This is a genomic window from Phormidesmis sp. 146-33, assembly GCF_052939515.1.
On record NZ_JBJPHU010000086.1, the window covers coordinates 1 to 22,819 of the forward strand.

The 22,819-nt window shown below is 49.5% G+C and carries 16 protein-coding genes; 9 read left to right on the forward strand and 7 right to left on the reverse strand.

Annotation, left to right across the window (positions count from 1 at the left end; translation table 11 throughout):
- Positions 1-721: 721 nt before the first annotated feature.
- Entirely contained in the window at positions 722-3,289 is a 2,568-nt protein-coding gene (locus tag ACJ2PR_RS25715) for an endonuclease MutS2 (protein WP_446879089.1), read from the reverse strand.
- 354 nt (positions 3,290-3,643) lie between these two features.
- Between ACJ2PR_RS25715 and ACJ2PR_RS25720 the strand changes: the two genes are divergently transcribed.
- A complete protein-coding gene (locus ACJ2PR_RS25720) occupies positions 3,644-4,663 on the forward strand; it encodes a tRNA-dihydrouridine synthase family protein (protein WP_446879090.1) in 1,020 nt (339 codons plus the stop codon).
- Positions 4,664-4,713: 50 nt separating this feature from the next.
- On the opposite strand, the gene ACJ2PR_RS25725 is transcribed toward ACJ2PR_RS25720, so the two are convergent.
- The 4 genes from ACJ2PR_RS25725 to ACJ2PR_RS25740 form a co-directional block, all read right to left on the reverse strand.
- Positions 4,714-5,250, reverse strand: a complete 537-nt coding sequence (locus tag ACJ2PR_RS25725) for a hypothetical protein (RefSeq protein WP_446879091.1) — start codon at positions 5,248-5,250, stop codon at positions 4,714-4,716.
- Between the two features lie 1,229 nt (positions 5,251-6,479).
- Positions 6,480-8,444, reverse strand: a complete 1,965-nt coding sequence (shc, locus tag ACJ2PR_RS25730) for a squalene--hopene cyclase (RefSeq protein WP_446879092.1) — start codon at positions 8,442-8,444, stop codon at positions 6,480-6,482.
- Positions 8,445-8,548: 104 nt separating this feature from the next.
- The gene (locus ACJ2PR_RS25735) at positions 8,549-8,806 is read right to left on the reverse strand and encodes a hypothetical protein (protein WP_446869447.1); all 258 of its coding nucleotides are present in this window, start codon (positions 8,804-8,806) and stop codon (positions 8,549-8,551) included.
- An 85-nt stretch (positions 8,807-8,891) separates the two neighbouring features.
- On the reverse strand, positions 8,892-9,587 hold the full coding sequence (locus ACJ2PR_RS25740) for a TetR/AcrR family transcriptional regulator (RefSeq protein ID WP_446879093.1): 696 nt from the start codon (positions 9,585-9,587) through the stop codon (positions 8,892-8,894).
- A gap of 368 nt (positions 9,588-9,955) precedes the next feature.
- Between ACJ2PR_RS25740 and ACJ2PR_RS25745 the strand changes: the two genes are divergently transcribed.
- The 4 genes from ACJ2PR_RS25745 (at position 9,956) to ACJ2PR_RS25760 (ending at position 14,111) form a co-directional block, all read left to right on the forward strand.
- Complete coding sequence (locus tag ACJ2PR_RS25745) at positions 9,956-11,257, forward strand: cytochrome P450 (RefSeq protein ID WP_446879094.1); 1,302 nt, start codon at positions 9,956-9,958, stop codon at positions 11,255-11,257.
- 161 nt (positions 11,258-11,418) lie between these two features.
- Positions 11,419-11,631: a hypothetical protein gene (locus ACJ2PR_RS25750; protein ID WP_446879095.1), complete on the forward strand. Its 213-nt coding sequence runs from the start codon at positions 11,419-11,421 to the stop codon at positions 11,629-11,631.
- A gap of 8 nt (positions 11,632-11,639) precedes the next feature.
- Entirely contained in the window at positions 11,640-12,830 is a 1,191-nt protein-coding gene (locus ACJ2PR_RS25755; protein ID WP_446869443.1) for an MFS transporter, read from the forward strand.
- A gap of 102 nt (positions 12,831-12,932) precedes the next feature.
- The gene (locus tag ACJ2PR_RS25760; RefSeq protein ID WP_446869442.1) at positions 12,933-14,111 is read left to right on the forward strand and encodes a glycosyltransferase; all 1,179 of its coding nucleotides are present in this window, start codon (positions 12,933-12,935) and stop codon (positions 14,109-14,111) included.
- Here the strand turns inward: ACJ2PR_RS25760 and ACJ2PR_RS25765 are convergent.
- Positions 14,093-14,236 carry a hypothetical protein gene (locus tag ACJ2PR_RS25765; protein WP_446869440.1) on the reverse strand — a complete coding sequence of 48 codons (144 nt, stop codon included), beginning with the start codon at positions 14,234-14,236 and terminating at the stop codon, positions 14,093-14,095. The two genes, ACJ2PR_RS25760 and ACJ2PR_RS25765, sit on opposite strands and share 19 nt — an antisense overlap.
- Positions 14,237-14,362: 126 nt before the next feature.
- Positions 14,363-15,982 carry a SpoIID/LytB domain-containing protein gene (locus ACJ2PR_RS25770; protein ID WP_446879096.1) on the reverse strand — a complete coding sequence of 540 codons (1,620 nt, stop codon included), beginning with the start codon at positions 15,980-15,982 and terminating at the stop codon, positions 14,363-14,365.
- A gap of 292 nt (positions 15,983-16,274) precedes the next feature.
- On the opposite strand from ACJ2PR_RS25770, the gene ACJ2PR_RS25775 reads away from it, so the two are divergent.
- The 4 genes from ACJ2PR_RS25775 to ACJ2PR_RS25790 all read left to right on the forward strand — a co-directional run bounded on the left by ACJ2PR_RS25775 (position 16,275) and on the right by ACJ2PR_RS25790 (position 22,727).
- The gene (locus ACJ2PR_RS25775; protein WP_446879097.1) at positions 16,275-16,583 is read left to right on the forward strand and encodes a two-partner secretion domain-containing protein; all 309 of its coding nucleotides are present in this window, start codon (positions 16,275-16,277) and stop codon (positions 16,581-16,583) included.
- A 233-nt stretch (positions 16,584-16,816) separates the two neighbouring features.
- The gene (locus tag ACJ2PR_RS25780; RefSeq protein ID WP_446879098.1) at positions 16,817-17,551 is read left to right on the forward strand and encodes a peptidase; all 735 of its coding nucleotides are present in this window, start codon (positions 16,817-16,819) and stop codon (positions 17,549-17,551) included.
- Between the two features lie 597 nt (positions 17,552-18,148).
- Entirely contained in the window at positions 18,149-20,212 is a 2,064-nt protein-coding gene (locus tag ACJ2PR_RS25785; protein ID WP_446879099.1) for an EAL domain-containing protein, read from the forward strand.
- 403 nt (positions 20,213-20,615) lie between these two features.
- The gene (locus ACJ2PR_RS25790; protein ID WP_446879100.1) at positions 20,616-22,727 is read left to right on the forward strand and encodes a glycosyltransferase; all 2,112 of its coding nucleotides are present in this window, start codon (positions 20,616-20,618) and stop codon (positions 22,725-22,727) included.
- Positions 22,728-22,819 lie beyond the last annotated feature (92 nt).

The window sequence follows — 22,819 nt, forward strand, 5'->3', positions numbered from 1 at the left end:
TTCAAAGTCCCTCACTCGTGGGGGATTTAGGGGGCTGCTTGGATTAACAACCGCTGCGAAAGATTTCATCAAATTCATGTCTCTTCAAGATTGCCTCGCGAAACAGAGTTGTCGTGAATGAACCCTAATGCTTACAGAACGCGCTTGGGGCCAACTTGTTGAAGGGGCAACGGTTATGTCTCAAAGTCCCAGGGGGCAAGCCATTTAAAAGAATTGACTTCAACAAAATGGCTGGGGTGTTAGTCAATACCTTAGTAGAGAAGAAGTCTTAGATTAAACTTGTCGGGGCTAACACAGCAGAATCTAAATTTGAACCGTGTCTTTTCACAGACTGTCTTTTCACAGACCGTCTTTTTACAGACCATAGATCTCCAATCCACAGCAGGCAGAATTTTGAGAAAAATTATCATCCCTTTGGGCCAAATTGCTGTTGTGGTTTTTAACTTACCATCCTCTCTGAGATGCACGTAAGTAACCCCTCTAAAATTCACTAGAAGTTTAAATAAAACTCAATGAATATACGGAACTAGCTTGGGCAATTGTAGTCTTGACAAATCCACAAAAATTTAGCAAAAAAGGTGAAATATGCCTGCTGATTGACTTTGGAGGTTAAAGACAAGAAGCAATTCAACCTTTATTGCTTTGTTCGTGTTTCTACTGAAACTTCATGTATTCATCAAACTTCGTCTCGCAAATCTTTGGAGTCGTCTAATCGAGGATTTTAAGCGGTGTAAGCGATCGTCACCCCTGTTCCCCCATCGTTTTGTTCTGCCAGTTCATATCGTTTGACACGAGGATGCTGCTGCAAAAAAGCATGAACGCCTTGACGAAGTTTCCCAGTGCCGTGACCGTGAATGATCCAGATGGCGCGATCGGATTCAGAGAGTGCCTTTTCTAAAATCGGCTCCGCATCGGCGACCCGACTGCCGCGAATGTCGATCGTATTGCGAGAGGTGCGGATCAGCGGTGCGGGTTGGGCTTCAACAACGGGTTGAGGTTTCGATTTGGGCTGTTTTTCGACGGGTTCTGGTTTGGGCGGTTTTTCACCCGTCAGGGACTCGATTTCCTGCATGGGAACCGTCATCTTCATGATGCCAAAGCGCACCGTCAGTTCGTCGTCGTCTGCAATGTTGAGAACTTCAGCCGTCTGATTGAGGCGAGGAATGCGAATGCGATCGCCCACTTTGGGACGGTAGTCTGGTTTGGGTTTTGCCTGTCTCGTGGGTAAATGTTTGTCTGAAATTTGGTTAAGCGCGTCAGTAGCTTGTTGAGCGTCTTGAGCCGTGACATCGCCCTTTTGCAGTTGCTTGATCACTTTGGCAATTTCAGACTTGGCTTGCGCGATCGCATCCTGAACCGCTTTTTCTTGAGCCAGTTGCAGATTGCGTTCTCGTTCTTGTAGGTTGGCGGCTTTTTCAGACACTTGTTGATACAACCGCTCTGCACTTTCTAGAAGTTTAGTTGCTTCTTGGGCTTTGGTTTCCTGACGTTTGCGCTGTGCTTCTAGTCCAGCGATCACCTGATTGACATCCTCAGAAGCGCCGCCCACATTGGCTTGAGCCTGCTTCACAACTTCGGCATTGAGTCCCAACCGTCGCGCGATCGTCAGCGCATTCGATCGTCCCGGAATTCCCCAGAGCAGCCGATAAGTCGGCGAAAGAGACACATCATCAAACTCTACAGAAGCATTCTCAAAGCGATCGTCTTCATACTTCAGAGCTTTTAGTTCGCCAAAGTGAGTGGTTGCGATCGTCAAAGCAGCATGGTCAGCAAGGAATTTAAGAAGCGCGATCGCTAAAGCACTCCCCTCAGACGGATCAGTTCCAGCTCCTACTTCATCCAGTAAAACAAGGGAGTTAGAAAGGGATGAGGGATGAGGGATGAGGGATGAGGGGTGGGGTTCTGAATTTTGAGGTTGTGAATCGAATTCTGAAGATTGAGTTTCAAGATCTGACTCATTGGATGAATCTTCTTCTGACTCCTCCCTCCTCCCTTCTCTCTCCTCTCTCCTCCCTCCTCTCTCCTCACCCTCTTCACTCCCCAACGCATTTAGAATCCGACTAATGCGGCGAATGTGTCCCGAAAACGTAGAAAGGCTTTGCTCTAGAGATTGTTCGTCGCCGATGTCTGCCAAAACTTGCTCAAACCAGGGCAACTCGACAGGCTCTCTCGCCGGAACAAACAGTCCCACTTTTGCCATCAAAACAGCCAATCCCAGAGTTTTCAGGGTCACCGTTTTGCCTCCGGTATTTGGGCCCGTGATGGCGACGACTCGAATTTGAGGCTGAATGATCAGATCTGTGGGAATGACCGATCGCCCCTGTTCATGCTGTTGTTGCCAGACGAGAAGCGGGTGACGCAGTTGACGAAGCACGATCGAGGGAGAATTTTGAGACGGCGCTTCGGCTGAGTAGTCAATAAATCTGGGCGGATTGGCTCCTAGCCACAAGCTATACCGGGCGCGACTCGTTGCTAGATCGAGCGTAGTACAAATCGCTAGTAACCGTTCTAAATCATCCTGGACGGCGGCCACCTTCTCCGTCAACAGGCGACGAATAATCTCTTCTTCAACTTGTTCTTGGCGCTGAAGTTGGCGCAGTTGGTTGTTGAGTTGGACAGTAGAATTTGGCTCAATGTAAAGCGTCGCCCCACTCATCGAGACATCATGCACAATACCGGGAATTGCATCCTTTTGTGGCGCTTTGACTGGAATGACAAATCGTCCGTCTCGCTGTGTGATGATCTGTTCTTGCACCGCCCCCGACTGACGCTGGAGAATTTTTTGCAGCACCTCGTAGACGCGATCGCGCCCTTGTTTTTGTTTGCTGCGAATCTCGGCAAGTTTGGTGCTGGCCCGTTCGCTAACTTTGCCGTCGTCGTTGATGCAGCGATAAATTTCTTGCTCAAGGTCGGGATAGGTTCGCAGTTCAGAAATCAGATCGGTCAATACCGGAACGTCGGTCTGATTGTCGATCGTGCGTCTCAGGCTTCGGGCACCCGCTAACGTTTTGGCGATCGCTAACAGTTCTGCGCCTGACAAAATTCCTTGTAGGGCGGCCCGTTCGAGTGCCTCCCCGATGTCTTCGATGCCGTCAAAGCTTAGAGACTGACGACTTTCGAGATTGTAGATTTCTTGAGTTTGAGCCAGTAAGGTCAGCGTTTCGTCGCGGCTAGTCGGAATTTTTAGCTGACGAGCGGCGATCGTGCCCAACTTCGTCGCAGCAAACGTGGACAGGTGCTGACAGAGGCGTGACCATTCCAACAGTTCGAGAGTCTCAGCTTGAATCAAAGGTGTCCTTGGGGAGAAGCGGCAATACTTTTATTTTAAGGGAATGCCACTTAACTTAGGATTGAGAATTCAACAACTCCTCATTCTGGCTGACAATTTGCTTCGCAAGTTCCTGCGGGAATAGAAATGGTGAGGGCAGAAAGACTGTGCTACACAATTGGGATGCTCCCTCAATCACGCCTGCCGGAAGCCTCTGTAGCGGTGCAATTGAAACTAGCGGGTGCATAAAAAAAGAATTAATACAGCAGTTTTCAACTATACGGCTGATCACGAATCCCCAGGGAGAGTAGCCGTTTTTTGCTAGAGTGGTGTCTGGTTGCTCGCTGTCTACACAGGGCGATCGCTGAAATCTCTATGTCTCAGGTATCGCTTCCTCGATCGCTGTATCCAGATCACCCGCTCACTGCGCTTGCGCCCATGCAAGATGTGACAAATCTCTGGTTTATGAAAGTCATTGCTCAGTATGGCAGGCCCGACTATTTCTTCACCGAGTACTTTCGCGTCAACGACACTTCACGGCTCAATCGCAACATTCTGGCATCGATCACCGAAAATGATACGGGTCGCCCTGTGTTTGCTCAAATGATTGGTGAGAGCATTCCAGATCTGGTTAGAACGGCTCAGGAACTTTGTCGCCATAACATTGCTGGCGTTGACCTGAATATGGGCTGTCCCGCACCCAGAATCTATCGCAAAAATGTGGGAGGCGGACTGCTGCGAGAACCGGAGAAAGTGGGTCGGATTTTGGGAGAACTACGGCAGACTGTGAGCGATCGACCCTTAACCGTCAAGATGCGGGTCGGCTTTGACAATACAGACACCTTCTACAAAATACTTGATCTGATCAATCAACACCACATTGATTTGCTGAGTCTGCATGGTCGCACAGTCAAAGAGATGTACCACGGGAGCGTGAACTATGACCTGATTGCGGAAGCAGTTAGACGGGTCAATTGTCCTGTGTTGGCCAATGGCAATATTTATTCTGCAAAAACTGCCCTTGAAGTGCTGGCGCAGACAGGTGCGGCTGGGGTAATGGTCGGCCGCTGGGCGATCGGGAATCCCTGGATTTTTAGTCAAATTCGTCAGGCTTTGCGGGGAGAGCTAATTACACCTGTTCCTTTTGTCGAAGTTCGTACTTATATTGATCGGTTGTGGCAAAGTCCTACATCGGCGCGGTTTCCTGTGCGATCGCGCGTTGGCTACCTCAAAATGTTTCTCAACTACATTGCTCTGAGTGTTGATGCCGAAGGTCACTTCCTACATTTGATGAGACGGGCCCAGACTGACGTAGAACTGTTTAATCTCTGCGATCGCGTCCTTTTGAGTGATCTGACGCAAACTTTAGCCTTATCGCCTTACTCAGGAATGTGATGCCAATGAAGTCGTAGACCAGGCTGAATCTTGGGGGGTCAGATGTCCGTCTAGAAACGCCTGGAGTCGTTCTGGCCTCTGAGGCAAGCCATAAGCTCGTAGAATCTCAACCGCATTGGTAAGTAAGCCGCCGCCGCTTGAACAACAGAAAGCTTGTGGGTGAGCAATTGGGCATAGATCGGGCATCCCTTCTGCACTTCGTCGCGAGTCAAACGCACCCAATCGAGTTCTCGCCGCATCTGCTCCTGAAATTTTGCGGTATCTCGCTGAGTTTGGAGAAGGAGACTATCTTGATGAACATCTGCGTAGGAACTGCCCTGGGCTAAGTCACTGAGATAGATCAATATTGCTTGTTTATCTTCAACGGTTGGCTGTTCTAGTAGCTCAATCAAAAATGGTACGGCGTAAGCGGTCGCTTCAAAAACAGTGCCTTGATGCCAGAGATTGCCATACAATGCCGACAATGCTTGTTCGCGAACTGTTGCACTGCTAGAAGTCAAATCTCGAATCAGTTGCGGTACATCATTCGCTTTACCATAAGCGTGTTCTAACTTATTCCACCGAACTGAATTTAGAGTTTTTAGCATGACATATTGATGAGGATGGGTTCCAATTTAGTATTCTGTCGATCGTGCAAGAATCCGCCTAACTAGACAACAGTCCCTGCTCGACAGTGCTACTAATTGATGTTAACTCGGAGGGCTTTGAATCCAGATCCCTCCCTTTTTAAGCTACCGTGTACACACAAGCCCGGAATCGCTTCGTTTCAATCGGCTTCAGCCCCCTGAATTCCCCAATCTGGGGGACTTTGACCCAGAGAGATTGCCTAGCATTCAAAGTCCCCCAATTTTGGGGGATTTAGGGGGCGAAGGGTCTCGGCAATGACGGATCAATCAACTTGTGTGTACACAGTAGCCTTTTTAAGGGGGGCTAGGGGGATCTTAATGCTCGTCACCTACTACAATAGTCCGGACAGTTTTTTGAACGACCCCAAAAGGCTCTCAGGAATTACAGTTCCAGCATTGAGCTATTTTTCAAAGTTGGCTCTATTCCTGACTTTGAAAATAAGATCCTGTCCCACGAGCGAATCAGGGTTTGAACCTGAAAATCTGCTCAAAATTTGTCCGAAGTATTGCTACTAGAGAGATAGTTATTTTCAATCTACTAAACTTACAACAAAGCAAAGGGAGTGTCTCCAGAAGATGTTAGTACAGTGCTAGGTAAGGTCGCAACATTGAAAGAAGCAGTGTTAAACAAGTAACCTCGCTCCGTCTGACAGATTTCAAAACCAAAGCTTAGTTGTTAAGTTCTTTTTTGCGTAACGATTAGCTGCAAAAGCGACTTTCTAGCGCAAACTCTACTTGCCAGCCAGTGATAGATCGAAGTTTTAAAGCTTTCATCAGTCAGCCGCTACTCTTGTGTAGCACAGTTTTTCTGTCCTCACCCTAACCCTCTCCCCAAGGAAGCGGAACAAGAGATCTGATCTGGCTCCCTTCTTCCTGGGGAGATGGGCTGGCAAAGCTCTCGCCCCACTGCGTGAGGAGGGCAATCCGAGATTTTGCACAATTGGGATGCTCCCTGTGTTGAGCCACGAGAAACGCACTCTACAAATTCGATATTAGACTTCCTGCACGAATCATAGATGCCCTCCGACTAAAGTCGGGGCTACAAGAGCAAAGTGTGCCTTCGCACACTAAAGAGGCGATTTTAACCGTTAGTCCACGGAGGTGGACTTTGTTCTGATAGCAGCGATTTCAATCGCCAGGTATTCATACAGGAAGTCTATTCTTTAATCCTCGTTCCTAACTAGAAATCTTTATTTGCGGACTGTACGATCGCTGAAATGGCTCACAAGACTTCTCTGATAGCGTCCTAGAGCAGTGAGCGGAAAGTGTTGTTGATAGAGATGGTATTTGAGGTAAAAGTGACCCGGAAAGCCTGTGCCCGTAAAGTCGCTTTCGTCCCAGGTGCCGTCTGATTGTTGGGTAGAGATTAGATAGTAGATGCCTCTATCGAGGGCTGCCCAACTAAACTGTCCTGTTGCTTCTCCAACCGCTAACAATCCGATCACCGCCCAGGCGGTCTGTGAGGCTGTGCTGTTGCCCATTCCTTTAAGTGACGGATTCTTGTAGCTCTCGCAGGTTTCGCCCCAGCCGCCATCAAAATTTTGGACACTCACTAGCCAATTTGCGCCTCGCTCAAGGCTCAACCGTTCCCTAGGTGCCATTGTCGAAAGGGCAGCTAAAGCGCCACTTGTTCCATAAATGTAGTTCACGCCCCAGCGGCCAAACCATGAGCCATCAGATTCTTGTTGTTGTAGCAGGTAGGAGAGGGCGCGATCGAGGAAGTGAGGCGTGAGGCGTGAGGCGTGAGGCGTGAAGGAGGGGGCTTTTTGGAGTTGGCCGACCATTTCTAGGACTCGTGCGGTGACATCGGCAGTGTTGGGGTCGATCATTGCCTTTAGGTCGCCGTAGGGGATGGCGTTGAGCCAGTCTTGATCGTTGTCGAGGTCGAAGGCCGCCCATCCGCCGGGTTTGCACTGCATGGTGGCGATCCAGTTGACAGCCCGATCGATGGCTCGCTGTTTTAAGTCTTCCTGGGGCAACTGCACCGCATCAAGCGCCATCACGACCACAGCAGAATCGTCTACATCAGGATAAAAGCGGTTTTCAAACTCAAAGGCCCAGGCTCCCGGCTTACCCTGTGCGTTTTTGACAGCCCAATCCCCATAGTCAAGAATCTGCTTTTGAAGGAGCCATTCGCCGCCTTTGACTAATGCCGAATGATTGGCAGAAAGACCCGAATCGACCAGCGATCGCATTACCAACGCCGTATCCCAAACAGGAGAAACACAGGGCTGAACGCGATAGAGATCATCAGACTCAATGCAAAAGCGATCTACGGCTTGGAGTCCCCGTTCAACAATGGGATCAGATGCGTCATATCCCAGACAACGCAGCGCTAATAGAGAATTCAACATAGCGGGAATGATGCCACCCCAGTCACCAGAAGCTTCTTGACGTTCGAGAATCCATTGTTCTGCGGCGCGAAGCCCTTCTTCTCGAAAGGGAACTAGATTCCACGTTTCGGCTAGTTTGAACGCCTTGTCTAATTCGACAAACCCATCTGACCAGTCATCATTTCGCGGCAGTTCAAATTTAGCGTTTGTGATGCCTTCTACATACAATTCATCTAAGGTAATCGTCGGCTGCGTGATGAATATGGGCTTTTTGTCAAACACCACCAACAACGGGACGGTACTGCCTCGCGCCCAACTCGACATCTCGTAGATATTCACAGGCAAAAAAGACGGCAACAACATCACCCACGGCGGAATCGACGGCAACCCGCGCCAGTCATAACAGCCAATCAGCCCCAAATGAAACTTGGTAAAAATTCGAGTTTTGGTCACACCGCCCCGCGCCAAGATAAACGATCGCGCCTTGACCATCCCCGGATCATTGACAGACACCCCCAACAATTTGAGCGCCATATACGCTTCGACCGTGGTGCTGAGTTCGCCGCCATCGCCGTAATACAGTTCCCAGCCGCCGTGATCTCGCTGTTGCGATCGCAAATACTTCTCTGCCTTGTGCATCGGACGAGTGCGATCGGTGCCCCAAATTTTGTGAAGCAGCACCACCTCGGCGGTCATCGTCACATTCGATTCAAGCTCGGCCCACCAGTAACCAGCAGAATTTTGGGTAGAAAGCAGATAATTTTGGCTGGCAGCGATCGCCCCTTCAAGCTGAGAAACTGTTGCTGTACTTTGTGTTTGCATTCCGACACCCGTTCACACTCAACATCTTTTGAACCATTATCAAGTCAAAAATCCCCGACTTCGTTAAGAAATCGAGGATCTAGATGACAAAGCACTACCAACCCCTACCAACCGCGCCGCACCGATTTTAGAGTCACCTTTGAGATGGGCAAACCGCTACTGGGTGGGTCTTCGTTAGCGTGGAGGGCATCCCAAAGATTTAAAGCGGACTCTCCTCGCGTGGTGACGACAGCGTTTTTGTCATCGATCGCCAAAAAGACCGTTGCCGAAAGTTCATCAGTTTCAGGGTTGCTCTTCCACTTCACCTTGATGATGTATTGCGTGTTGACCGAGAGGTTTTCTTCTAATCGAATGAATGCCATAGTGCTGTTTTGGAGAACTCTCTGTGCTAAATATACTGCAAAGTGGGCGTGGGGTGTAGGGTGTAGGGGGTGGATGAATCGGGGATCAAGAACGATGGAGGTTACCGTCCGGTAGGGGTATTGGGTGGATATCAGGTGATCTCTCGTGCGTTGGAAAATAGCTTTGTAAATAGCTCAACATCAATCGCTTTGTTTCCAATACCAGGCGTTGTCGGAAGGTTTCTTCTTGACTAAGGGACAACCACAGCAGGGTGCCGATCGCTTTCACCAACACATAGGCGATCGCTTGACAATCAGCCGAGTCTAACCGCGAGTCATATTGGGCAAAGAAGGCGGCTAAATCCTGGATATATTGGGTATCGGCGGCTTCTTCGATCGCGGCTAGATCTGGCATCGTTCCCTGTGCCTGCATAAAGATGGCGTGATAGCCCGGATGTTGAGTGAAAAATTGATTTGTCGTGTCAATCACCTGATCTACATAAGTTGAGAGGGGCAAACTGAAAATCTCAGCCGTGTGGAGTGCCATAAATTGTTGGTGGAGCAGTTCTGTGTAGCGTATCGCTAAGGCGTGCAGAATGGCGGCTTTGTCGGGGAAAAACTGGTAGAGCGACCCGATCGAGACTTTGGCACGAGTAGCGATCGCATTTGTCGTCGTCGCCTCGTAGCCTTCAGAGATAAACAACTGTTCTGCCACATCCAAAATATGGTTGACTCGCTCCTGGCTGCGGGCTTGTCGAGGCTGTCGCCGCATTCCAGAGGGCTTTGATGAATCTGCGGACATGGCGATTGCTTCCTTCTCTAAACAAACATGAGGATTACTCACATTCTTCTTGACAAAACATGAGGATTACTCGTATTTTAGAAAAGTGAGTTCTACTCATATTTTAACCTCGATGTGAATCCGACCAATCCCTCCGGTTTAGGATCGTGAATTGAATAAGATCGATGATTGCCTGGTTGCTTCGCCCCCTAAATCCCCCATTCTGGGGGACTTTGAGAATCCGAGACTTCTTTAGCTTGAAGTCCTCCACAAGTCGGGGATTTAGGTTGCTCTCCAAGATCTGTAGCACTCAAAGATCAATTTGGTATGAGAGGTCGAATTCACGCTGACTGATTGTGTTCTGGAAAAATCGTTTTGGAGAAATCACAATGGCCCAAACTTTGCTCACTTTGCCCAGTCCTGAAGTTTCTGCTGCCCTGATGGAGTACAGCCGAGATCCTCTGAGTTTTATGACTCGCTGTGCGCGTGAATTTGGGGAGATTGTCCCCTTACAGTTTGAATGTGGCGAACTATTTTGCTTGCTCACCAACCCAGAGCACATTACCGAAGTTCTCAAAGATCGACTGCTATTTATCAAGGCTCAGGACTTACAAAGTTTGTCGGGATTGATCGGTAACGGGTTACTTACTAGCGAAGGAGATTTTTGGCAACGACAGCGACGGCTGATCCAACCTGTATTTCATCAGCAACGCATTGAGAACTATGGGTCTGTGATGGTCAACTACACTCAACAAATGCTGCAAATCTGGCACAAAGACAAGGTTTTGGATGTGCATGACGAAATGATGCGCCTCACCCTCAACATTGTCATGAAGACGATCTTTGATCAAGACGTGACTGATAGTGAAGCCAAGCAGGTCGCTCACGCCCTCGATGCTGCCATGAACTGGGCCACAACACAGGAGCCGGATGCCGATCGCCGCTACCAGAATGCGATCGCGCTTCTAGATGAAACCGTTTATGCAATGATCCACCGCCGCCGGATTAACAAAACAGACAGTGACGATCTACTAGGAATGTTGATGCAGATACAAGATGCCGACGATGGGAGTCGGATGAGCGATCGCCAACTGCGCGATGAAGTGGCCACAATGATCTTGGCAGGACATGAAACCACCGCTAACACACTGTCCTGGACATGGATGCTATTGAGCCAACATCCTGAAGTGCGAACTAAACTAACCCAGGAGTTAAAAAGAGTGCTAGATGGGCGCACACCGACGATCGCTGATCTGCCCCAGTTGTCCTACACAAACAGCGTGATCAAAGAGGCAATGCGACTTTATCCCCCGGCTACTGATGTCAGTCGAGAGGCCACTCAAGATTGTGAAATTGGCGGCTATTTGATTCCAAAAGGCACGACGTTGATTTGTAGTCAGTGGGTAATGCACCGCGATCCTCGCTACTTCGGCAATCCAGAAAAGTTTACTCCTGAGCGATGGGCAGATGACCTGGAGAAAAAACTACCTCGTGGCGTTTACTTCCCGTTTGGTGACGGCCCGCGTGTTTGTATTGGCAAGAATTTTGCGCTCATGGAGGCAGCGTTAATTTTAGCGACGATCGCCCAAAAGTTTCAGCTAGCGTTGGTTTCCGATCAGGCGATCGAGCTTCAACCTTCGATTACTTTGCGCCCCAAGCATGGCATTCAAGTCGTGCTAAAAGAACAGTAACTATCCGTGAGAAATTTTGAGCCAAAACTCTTATCTGAAAGTCCCCCAAAATTGGGGGCAAAAGTGGAGAACAACGCAGCGGAAAACCTGCTCAAACTGATGCTAAAAAAGCTTAAACCTTTCACGCTCTTGAATGTTCTAAATCACACCTTTTTGAGCCAATGATGAGATTCTGTTTCATGCGATCGGGCTATGTTTGGGTTCGCTTTCTGCGCTACAAACTTTCTCCCTGGATCACAGTCGCGATCGCGCCACTCAATCTACTTTGCTCATCAGGTGTAAACCGTGTTCAGGCAAAGATCCGATGCATGAGGGCAGTCAGCAAAATCAACTTCGCTGGTTTCTATGGATTGATCAATGATTTGTTGTGGTGAGGTCAATCATGCTGCGTTCTGCATTACAACGACCTAACTTTCGCTGGCTTTGGTTAGGACAAACTCTGATCCTCTGTGCATCTCAGTTTTTCTTGGTGTCATTGACCTGGTTAGTTCTACAAAAAACGGGTTCAGGATATGCGATCGGAACTGTGTTGATGGCGGCGGCAATTCCACGCGGACTCTTTATGCTGGTGGGCGGAGCAATGAGCGATCGCCTGCCAACTAATTCTGTTGCTGCTATTGCTGCGTTAGTCAATACAATGTTGATTGGAGCGATGACAGGGCTGCTTTTTCTGAATGCCTTCCAACTCAATGCAGTGATTCTGATTGCAGCTTTGTTTGGTTTGTCAGAAGCTTTTCTGTATCCCGCGATGCTTGCCCTATTGCCTCAGTTGGTGAGCAAACCTCAATTAGGACAAGCCAACGCCTGGATGCAAGGGAGTGAACAAATTACCAATGTGATCGGCCCTGCTGTAGCCGGAATTATTATCGGAACGTTAGGTCTCTCGATCGCGCTTGTCATCAACACCGTGTTATTTGCGATCGGCAGTGGGTTTATTTCATTGATTCAAACTAAGGAGCGATCTGGTTCTGTCAACGCTAGTACAGCTACCTTACCTGGAGAAATCATCGAAGGGTTGCGCTATGCCTGGAGACAACCAGCCGTTCGTGTGAGCTTGCAGATGATTGCAATGATTAACTTTGCAGTTTTGGGGCCGATGGTGATTGGGGTTGCTGAGTTAGTTGCGATGAGGTTTGGCGGTAGTGCGACTACATTTGGCTACTTACAATCTGCCTATGGCATCGGAGCCTTATTAGGAGTCTTTGTTGCCAGTCAACTGAGCGCGATTAAGAACCTGAAAACACCGCTAGTTCTGCTTGCTCACGCCCTGGGGGCCGGGCTAATTGCTCTAGGATTTGTGCAACAAGCTTGGATGGCGGCAGGTGTAATTGCGCTAATGGGCGTAGGCGGTGGCATGGTTGGGGTATTGGGACTAACCTGGCTACAGCAGCAAGCCTCAACTCCCATGCAGGGACGAATGATGAGTTTAGTGATGTTTGCATCGGTTGCACTCGATCCGTTTTCTCAAGCGATTTCTGGAGTGCTATTAGAAATTAATCTGACAGGTTTGTTTGTGACAGCAGGTATCATAATGCTCGTGACTGCGATCGTGTCATCATTAAGTCAAAATTAAGTCGGCCCCCCGCAAACAACTTTCAGATAGAAGCTTGAGCAGGCCGCAAACAAAATCGAGATGTGAGAAAATGCACAAACCTCTGACTTGAGAAAGCGTGTGATGAGCCTAATCGGACTAGCCCTATCGTCTCTAACTATCTGGATTTACCTGCTTTGTTTTCGAGGTCAGTTTTGGCGCACCGATCAGCGTCTACACGCCTCACACCTCACACCTCAAGCCTCACGCCCGTCTGTTTGTGTGATTATTCCCGCTCGCAATGAGGCAGATTTGTTGTCGGCGACGCTGCGATCGCTCCTGACTCAAGACTATTCCGGTTCGCTTCAAATCTTTTTGGTAGACGACCACAGCACCGACGGCACAGCAGATGTCGCCAGGGAAACGGCAGCAACATTAGGAAAATCCGACCAGCTACAAATTCTCTCAGCCGCACCGTTGCCAACTGGATGGACAGGAAAGCTTTGGGCATTGGATCAGGGCATTCAGAAAGCGATGACTTTGCAGCCCGATTATTTTTTGCTCACAGACGCAGATATTGAACACGATCGCACCAATCTTCAACAACTAATAGACAAGGCGGAGAGCGACGATCGTGAGTTAGTTTCTCTCATGGTACGGCTGCGCTGTCAAAGTGTCTGGGAGCAACTGTTAATTCCAGCTTTTGTCTTCTTTTTTGAAAAACTTTACCCGTTTAGATGGATCAATCAGCCTGATAATAAAACGGCTGGGGCGGCGGGTGGCTGTAGTCTAATTCGGCGGGAGGCAATGGTGCGGATTGGCGGAATTCAAGCGATCAGGCAGGCGTTGATTGATGATTGTGCGCTGGCTCAAGTGATCAAGTTAAGCGGGTCTAAACGCATCTGGCTGGGATTGACCGAATCCGCTCACAGCCTACGTCCCTACGATTCATTAGAAACAATCTGGAATATGGTCGCGAGAACAGCATTTACTCAGTTAAATTACTCGCCGCTATTATTAATGGGAACGCTGATAGGAATGACGATCGTTTATCTCGTTCCTTTAATCGGTGCCATTTTCGGATTCGTTACTGGACTGTGGCTCTTCGCATTCATCAATTTATTTACCTATCTATTAATGAGCATGATGTATTTGCCAATCATTCGATTTTATCGCTGTCCAGTTTGGTTGGCGTTTTGTTTGCCTGCGATCGGCTTCCTCTACACGCTGATGACATTAGATTCCGCTCGTTGTCACTGGCAGGGCAAAGGCGGCTCATGGAAAGGTCGCGTGTATCAAGACGCTCAAAGTGACCAACCGTAAGCATACGCCACCATCAGAGACACTAACAGCGCAACGCCGATCGCCAGAACCGTTAAAGATCCCCAGCTTGTCGAATCAGATGCAAACAGTTGTCGTAATTGATTCAATCGATTAGAAGTCGTCATTTCAACCTCCTGAAGCGATCGTACAGGTCAATACTTTTCTATTTGTATTGTTGCAGTTTGGTGAATTGATCCCTTAAAAGGATTTGAGATTGACATGAAAATTTGTGATCTTCGATCTGATTAAAGTTAGCCTTGTAGACCAGACGTTGAGCGATCGCGCCACAAAGTAATCGAGTTATTAATCGGCTGCAATTGTGTGCCTGGAAAGTAAAAACCAAGAATGCGATCGCTTGTCCAGCCCAATTTGCCCAGGTGATACGACCCAACCTGACTCAGCCCCACCGCGTGACCCAAACCACCGCCGACAAAGGCATATCCCTTTAACGTCTTATTTGGGCCGTAGAGACCGTCCAGATAAAACAGCGTACTGGCTGGCGCATCGAAGGCATTAAGAATGTCGTCTTTTTCGAGGTCGAGGCGGCCGCGATCGGTTGTCACAGACAGTTTCAGAACTCGTCCAGCGGTCGATCGTTGTGTCACTTGCACTTGTTGAATCGTGCCAAAATTTGCCAAAGGATGTTGCACACTTCTTAAATACCTTTGCAGATCTTGATTCATTTCAGCGATCGTACTTTCATACCGCCAGCGAAACATTTCTGTTCCTTCTTCGTTGAAACCTTTTTTGAGTGCAATAAATGCCCGTAAATTCTTTTCATCTGCCAAACTGCGAGTGTTGAGATCCCAAACGTTGCTCACCGAATCGACAAACGACTTGAGATAAGGGCGCTCCCAGCCTCGCCAAACGTCATTAAAAGCAGCCGTCACGCCTCCCGTTGTCGAAGAATACAGGGCATCGACTAGCTCATTTTGATAGGTAAGAACCAAGCCTCGTGTAGCAGCGATCGCCTGATCTGTCGAAGGCACCGCTCCATCAATTCCCCAATAAACCTGACATTGCGTGGTGGCACAAATTTGATAGTTGTCTGTCGTAAATCGTCGCAGGTTTCTCAGCACATAAGTCCGGGCGAGAATGGCTTGAGACTCCAACACAGGCTGAGGGGCCCAGCCGCCGATTTCATGGGGCACCACGCCACGCAAGTAGGTTTCTAATGGTACAAAATTGACCAGCGTAAAGTTGCCATAGGCGTTGGGTTGAATGCGAAAACTTCCGGCATAGACGCGACTCGGCTGATCGTCCTTTTCTCGATCGACGCGAATCACCCCATTGCCCGATGAGATATCCACCAGATCTCTTGTGTAGCGAAATCCATTGAGCACCCAGGACGGACGCGGCACCTGACGTAGAATTTTGCTCTCAATGCGGGCCGTCTGAATCCCTTTTGCCTGAAGGCTTTGCAGTAATAACCGTCTCAACAAAGGCGTATTGTAGGTTTCACGTTTTGCCCAGACTTGCCAGCGATCGGGTTGCGCTAGTTCGACTTCAATTCCTTGAGCGCGCCACTGTTGGGCCTGATCTTCGGCGGTTTCAAAACTGCGATGGGTGCTAAAAACGACGCGCTCCTCAACCTGGGGCTGTGATAAAGGCTGCATCACCGTTTCGAGCTTGAGATCGGATGTGGTGAGGGTTTGGGGCTTGCCATTGGTCAAAAATTTGAGGGTAATGCGATCGCTAGGAGCCACCTTTAGCGTCATCGTATCTTTAGTTTTGTCGCCAAATCGTTGCACAATGCCTACTTGCAGGGTCACGTCGGCCGCTTTTCCGGGCTGAGGGGCAAACCCAAAGAGGCACAGAACCGCAAGTGCAGCACTCGATAGGGGATTGAGTCGAATAGAATGCCTGACCAAGTGAACCACCCTTTTCTATTTAGGGACAACAATAATACATCCATCGCCAGACGTATCTGTTTGATTGTAGTCGCTAGCTGCTTGTACAGAGAACAGAGTTGATTGAGCTTTAAAGGAATTTTTTGGCGATCGCCTCCTTCAAAACCCTCCCAGAAAGTATAGTCTTGATTGCTTGAATGTTTGGGCACCTTGAGGATATATTTTCTAATGATGCGATCGAGTCTGTTCAATTGCCTATTAGGTCTTTTGGTCTGTAGTTCTGTTCAGGCGCAAGTGATGTCCTGATGGCACGATGAATACGATCGTCACGTCTCCCTCTAGCAATAACTTCACCATCACAAACGGCAGTTCTGCTGAAACGAATCTCTTTCACAGCTTTATAACCTTCTCCATTCCCACAGGCGGAACGGCAACATTCGATTTAGTAAACACGCCGAATATTTCTACTATCTTTAGTCGAGTTACCGGAAGTAATATTTCTAATATCGATGGCTTGATCAAAACGGTTAATAGCAGCAATCCAGTCAGCTTGTTTTTAGTCAATCCCAACGGCATTCTATTTGGGTCAAATGCTCGATTGGATATCGGTGGCTCATTTTAGGTTTAGAAAACAGCGACATTTCTGCAAATGCGGTACAAGGCGGCAACATTCAAATCACCACACAGGGAATCTTTGGGCTAAAGTTTCGCGATCGACTAACTCCCGACAGCGACATTATGGCTAGTTCAGAAATTGGGGTTAGTGGCACCGTCACCATCAACTTTAGAATTTGGGGGTTCACTTTTGAGGAGTGCCCCTTAAAATCTAAAGGCTGTCATTCTTCCGCACGCTCAATGACCTATTGCCTTGGAATTCTCACCCGTGCTGGCTTAGTGATGGCCGCTGATTCTCGAACCAATGCGGGAGTCGATTATGTGTCAACCCATCAAAAACTGTTTAACTTTTCGCTGCCGGGCGATCGCATAATTGTGTTGTGTACCTCTGGCAATCTCTCGGTCACTCAGTCCGTGTTGACGCTGATTCGGCGCGATTTGCAGGTCAAAGCAGAAGTCAATCTGCACACGTTGCCCAGTCTGTATGAAGTGGCGCGCTACGTCGGCGAAAAGATGCGGCAGATCCAAACGCAGGATCGACCCTGGCTCGAAAAAGACCACATCGACTTTAAATGCAGCTTTTTGCTCGGCGGTCAGGTGCAAGGTGAAGAACCCGCTCTCTATATGGTCTACAGTCAGGGAAACTTTATCCAAGCCTCTCAAGCAACCCCTTTTCTGCAAATTGGCGAGGCAAAATATGGCAAACCGATTCTCGATCGCGTTCTCAACTTCGATACTCCTTTAGCGGCGGCGGCCAAATGTGCGCTGCTGTCGATCGACTCGACGATGAAATCCAACATTTCCGTCGGGCCGCCGATCAATCTGGTGATGTATGAGACCCACAGCTTCAAAATTCACCACGAACTCTGTTTGCAGCCAGATTCTCCGTATTTGGCTCAGATTCGTCGATTTTGGGAGAGTCACCTCAATGAAGCCTTTGAGCGGATGCCCAATATCATCTGGGAAGAGGACTGAAATAACAGAAGACTCCGAAATCATACTGAGTTCGAGAGCAGAATTCAGGTTGGCTTCATCCAATCTTCACCAAAAACCTCCGGTTAGTAAAATTACTGATCGTTTTTTCACTCAAAAAAACCTTTACGATAACAACCTAGTAACTTGTCTCTCAGAGCCTTTTCACGATGAGCCTTCTCTATCCAATTGCGATCGTCTAATTTGTCAAGCCTGTCTACCCATTTGCACCGATAGATTTAAGCCAGGAGCGAACCTTGAAAAACGATTTATCGCAGCCTTCGTAAAACTCGACACTTTTTGGACTTGAGATTAGCGTTTCATTGAGTGTTACCTCATTCGCAGGCACCCCAATTCTAGGGACTTGCTCAATCGATCGCTGTCAAGCCCTACTTTAAAAAACCGTGACGGCTTGTGCTTAAGGATGCTGTCGGTTCAGCTATTTTTGCTTGAGCCATTGTCAGCACTTTCTCCGTTCGCTTCTCGTTTGACAAGGTGCCCACATGATGCCTTTGGTACAGCCTCTAACAAGGCTTGCTGGTTAAGGGACTGCGAACAGAGGTTAACTGCTTCTACCCCCTAAGACTTCGGAGATACTCAGTGATCGTCAGTGAATCTTTTGATTTTCACACCTTAGAAGAAAAGCACCGTTCCCCTGTTTTGGACGCTGCTCAAGTTGAGCTTTGGTTTCAACCCAGCTACGCACTGCATCCGCAGGCAACGATTCATCAAGAAGTGTTGTTGAGATGGCGAGATGCTCAACAACAGCTTCAACTTCCTCAAGATTTTTTGTCTCAGATCGATGCTGCTGGAATGACCCGACAGCTCGATCGCTTCATTCTCAGCCAGACCATCGAGGTGCTCAAAACCCAGCCGGATCTGCATCTGTCAGTCAATCTCTTTAAAGACGCAATCTACGACACTCGGCTGGCTCAAGACCTGCAAAACACCCTTGCTCAATCCAACATCAACCCCCAAAGACTCAGCGTTGAATTAAACGAAGACGCGATCGCCCAGGATTTTTGCGCCGCCCTGAGCTTGATTCAACATCTAAAAGCGATTGGGATCGGAGTCGTGCTGGACGATTTTGTGGGCAACCACCTCTCGATCCACGAGTATCGTCAACTGCCGACCGATTGGATCAAAGTCAACGGTCAGCTTATTCAAGATTTTACGAGCAACTTCGCGGCTCAGGCGTTGATTCAAGCAATCTTTGCAGCGGATCGGGAGTCAGCGATCGCCAAGTCTGTCACCGATCAGGCGACCCTACACTCCGTCAGAGATATGGGGTTTGCCTACGCCCAAGGAAACTACTTTAAGTCACCCAGCCCAACGCCTACCCCCAGTCAGCCAATGTTACCTTTGCAATCAACGCCTTTGCAATTAACGCCTGCCCAAGCGCCGTCGCCCCCAGCCGCCTCAGATCCCCAGTGGAAACGGTGGGGCATTGCGCTAACGGCGATCGGACTTGGGGCTACCGTCTGTCTGATTGGGGCCGCCGTCGCCATCCATCGCTTGAGTAATATCGTTGCAGAAGGGGGGCAGATCAATGGTCGTGTCACCCAGGTTCAGTCTCCGATCGACGGTAATCTCAAAGAGTTTTATGCCCAACCCGGAGCCGAGGTGCGATCTGGGCAAGTGTTGGCACGAGTCACCCGTAGCCCTCAAGAAGAACAAACGCTTTTGGCGCTCGAAGGCGAGATTCAATCCAACGAGGCGCAACTGCTGGCTGCTCAAAATGCCCGTTCTCTGTTTCAAGCTCAACTAGCTGGGTTAGGCAGTCAAGATCAGGGCGTACGAACCGTTGATGTCAGTTTGTCAGAGCAAGAAGTCAACCAGCGACAGGCGGCGATCGCGTCCCTCAACAGTAAGGCCCAGGCCGCTCGACTGGAATACGATCGCTATCGTCAACTCGCCGCCGAAGGAGCCATCACCCGCCAAAAAGCCGACGAGCTTCAGTATGCGTGGCGGGCAGTCCAGGCAGAAGTTGATCAGGCAAAGGCGGCCCTGGCAGCGGCACGATCTTCTCTGCAAGCGTCACAGTCAGGCATTGCCAGTAGTAAAGCAGCCGTCAGCAACACGCTCTCTGACCAACGCGCTCGACTCAACCAGACCATTCAAGAGCAGTCGGTCGCCGTCAGCACATTAACCGCAAAACTAGAAAGCGCTCGCCAACGACTCAAACAAGCGCGATCGATCTACAGCACTCAGCAAGATGCCGAAATTAAGGCTCCGCTAGATGGCATTGTTTACACGACCCAGCAGGATCGCGGCGGCCAGGTCAACCCCACCGAATCGCTGGTGACGCTTTTGGACTGTAATAATCTCTGGGCAGAAGTTGTCCTTCCAGCCAACCAAATTGGCAACCTTGATGCTCAAAAACCAGTCCAGGTACAGCTTAGTGGTCTGTCAGAGAAAATCAGTGGACAAATTGCGCTGATGCAGCCGATCGGCAACGGCCCCACGATCCTGCCAACGGAGCGATCGAAGCCAGTCCAGACTGAGGCACTGCCGCCTATCATTCCTCTCAACGTTGGGGGACAGTCCCTGGTCAAAGTCATCGTCAAGATTCCACCGCCGCCTCAGTTTGGTCAGGCTACAAAATTTTGCGGACTGGGACAATCGGCGCAGATGACCTTTGCTAAGAAGTCGATCGGGCTGTAGGCACTTTGACGGCTTGTTTTATCCATCCGACTAACGGTTCGATCTGCGTTTCTTCGCGTTGTTGTTTTGGGCTTCTGCCCCAAAGCGCCTATTCTGAACGGCTTTAAGCCAACGTGAATTCGATAGAGTTTTTTCGCTTCGGTATTTAACGCTTCTGCCCCCCAACCCCCCAAATCTGGGGGACTTTCGGACAGGATTTCTTGCTCAAAGTCCCTCAAACTTGGGGGATTTAGGGGCTGCCCGGAGTGATCGTCACAGCGAGGGATTTCATCGTCGAATTCACGTTAAGCCAAGATTTCAACTGTAACCTCCTTACAGGTGTGGAATAGCTCTCAGATTCCTAATCTAAGAGCAGTTTTTATCAACTCACTGTCTTGTCCAGTTCCCCTTATTAAAAGCCACAATGCACTCTCAGTCTGTTTTTTTACGCGGTCTGCACTGGGTCACGCTGCCGATTAGCGCCCTGGTTGGTCTGTTTTGGTTGGCCACACTGCACCATTCTCAGGGTTTAAATCTGACAGATTGGACGGAATGGTGGGGCTTGGCGGGGGTCGGGCTGATTGGCACCTGGCGCTGGAATTGGCTAGGCGTGCAAGTGCTGCGGAGTCGGATCTACCAGCATTGGGTCTTTCCGCGCTGGCGACGACGGGCGGACGCAATTTCTCTGCAAGGCTGTCCTGGAGTCTGTTTGCTGGTGCCGACCTATCGAGAGAAACCCTGGATTACCGAACGGGTCTTTCGAGCGATCGCTCAAGAAGCCTTAACGCTTCCCACTCGGATGACCCTGCTTGTTACCAGCAGTAGTGAGGAGGAAAACAGCAGAATTCGGGCCATTTTGCGAAGGATCGACCCCACCCTGCGATCGATTCATCTGATTCAGCAGGTACAGATCGGAGAAGGCAAACGCAAGGCGATGGCAGAAGGATTGAGAGCGCTGGCGCGGCTTAATTTGCCTGCAAATACGCTGGTTGCCTTGATGGATGGAGATTCAGAACTCTCTCCAGGAAGTCTCAAGCGCTGCTTACCTTTTTTTGAACTGTTTCCCAAACTGGGCGCACTGACAACCGATAACTCTGCTCACACGGTTGGGTCTTATCTGTTTTCAGAATGGTTTCATTTACGGTTGGCGCTGCGTCATTATCACATGTGCTCAGTCGCCCTCGCTCGTCGAGTCACCTGCCTGACAGGACGCTTTGCCCTCTTTCGATCTGAGGCTGCGCTGGATTCTGGATTTATCGATCTGCTAGAAAACGATCGCCTCGACGATTGGCTTTGGGGCGAGTTCAAGTTTCTCTCTGGCGACGACAAGAGTAGCTGGTTTTGGGTACTCAAGCAAGGCTACGAGATGATTTATCTGCCCGATGTGGTGGTCTACAATCACGAAACGATCACGGGATCGCTGCTGGGTCGAGCTTACGAAAACATGCGGCGCTGGTATGGCAATATGCTGCGAAGTAACGGCCGCGCCCTGGCACTCGGCCCCAGCAAGACAGGCTGGTTTTTGTGGTGGTGTCTGCTCGATCAACGGTTGAGCATCTGGACAGCGCTGATCACGCCCGGCATGTTAACGATCGCCCTGCTGCAAGCTAAATGGTTGGTGGTGGCGCTGCTGTGTGCCTGGGTTTTGATGACTCGTCCGCTGTATTTGATCGTGATTTTTTGGGGACGACGATCGCCGCTTAAGTTGATCCACCTCCCCTTGTTGGTGGGGGCGCTCTGGAGTTCTGCATTAATTAAAGTGTGGACTCAGATGAATCTATCGCAGCAAAAATGGGTCAATCGCGGCAATCAGAAAGTTTCGGAAGCGAGTACTGGCTGGCGCAAATGGGTCAAGCTTTCGACTTCTCGATTTTTGCTGGTGTCGCAGATGGTGAGTTTGGTGATGGTGCTGCTGTGGCTGGCGGATGGCTTTAACCCGACCCGCGATTTGCAAGAGGTTTTACAATGGCGATCGGCTCCCGTTGCGGCGACCCCGACCCAAGTCAGACGTGCGATCGAGTATGGGGTCATTCCCAATGATGGTCGAGATGATGCTAAAGCGCTCCAGGCGTTGCTCAATCGTCAGTTTGAAACCGATCGCGTGGAAATCGAGCTACCGATCGGAGAAATTGATCTGTTCTCACCTATCACGCTGCATCAAGGTCAAATGACCATTCGCGGACAGGGCAGCGATCGCACCATTCTCACCGCTCAGATTGAGTCTGGAGAAGCGGTTTTGATCGTGCAGCCACATTCTCAAAAAGCCTTGCAGCAGGTGACGATCGAGGGCTTTACCCTGCGCCAAAGGTCGCTTGAGCCATCAGCAGGAATTTTGCTAGAAAAGGTCACTGATTCCTCACTTCGCAATATTCGTTTTGAGCCAACGCGCCAACCCGCCCTGAAGCTTCGCAAAACCCGCGACATTGTGCTGTCTTACCTGGCGATCAATGGGGAGCCAAAAACTGCGATCGTCACTGAGGATGCGGTCAAGACCACGATCGCCCAGTTTTCTTCAACAAACAACAGCGTTGAGTGATTCAGAGTGATCAAAGTTCAGGCTTAAAAGTTCAAGTTTATAAGTTAGCGCTTGCCCCGCTCAAAATAGTTCTCAGGACGGATAAAAACGCT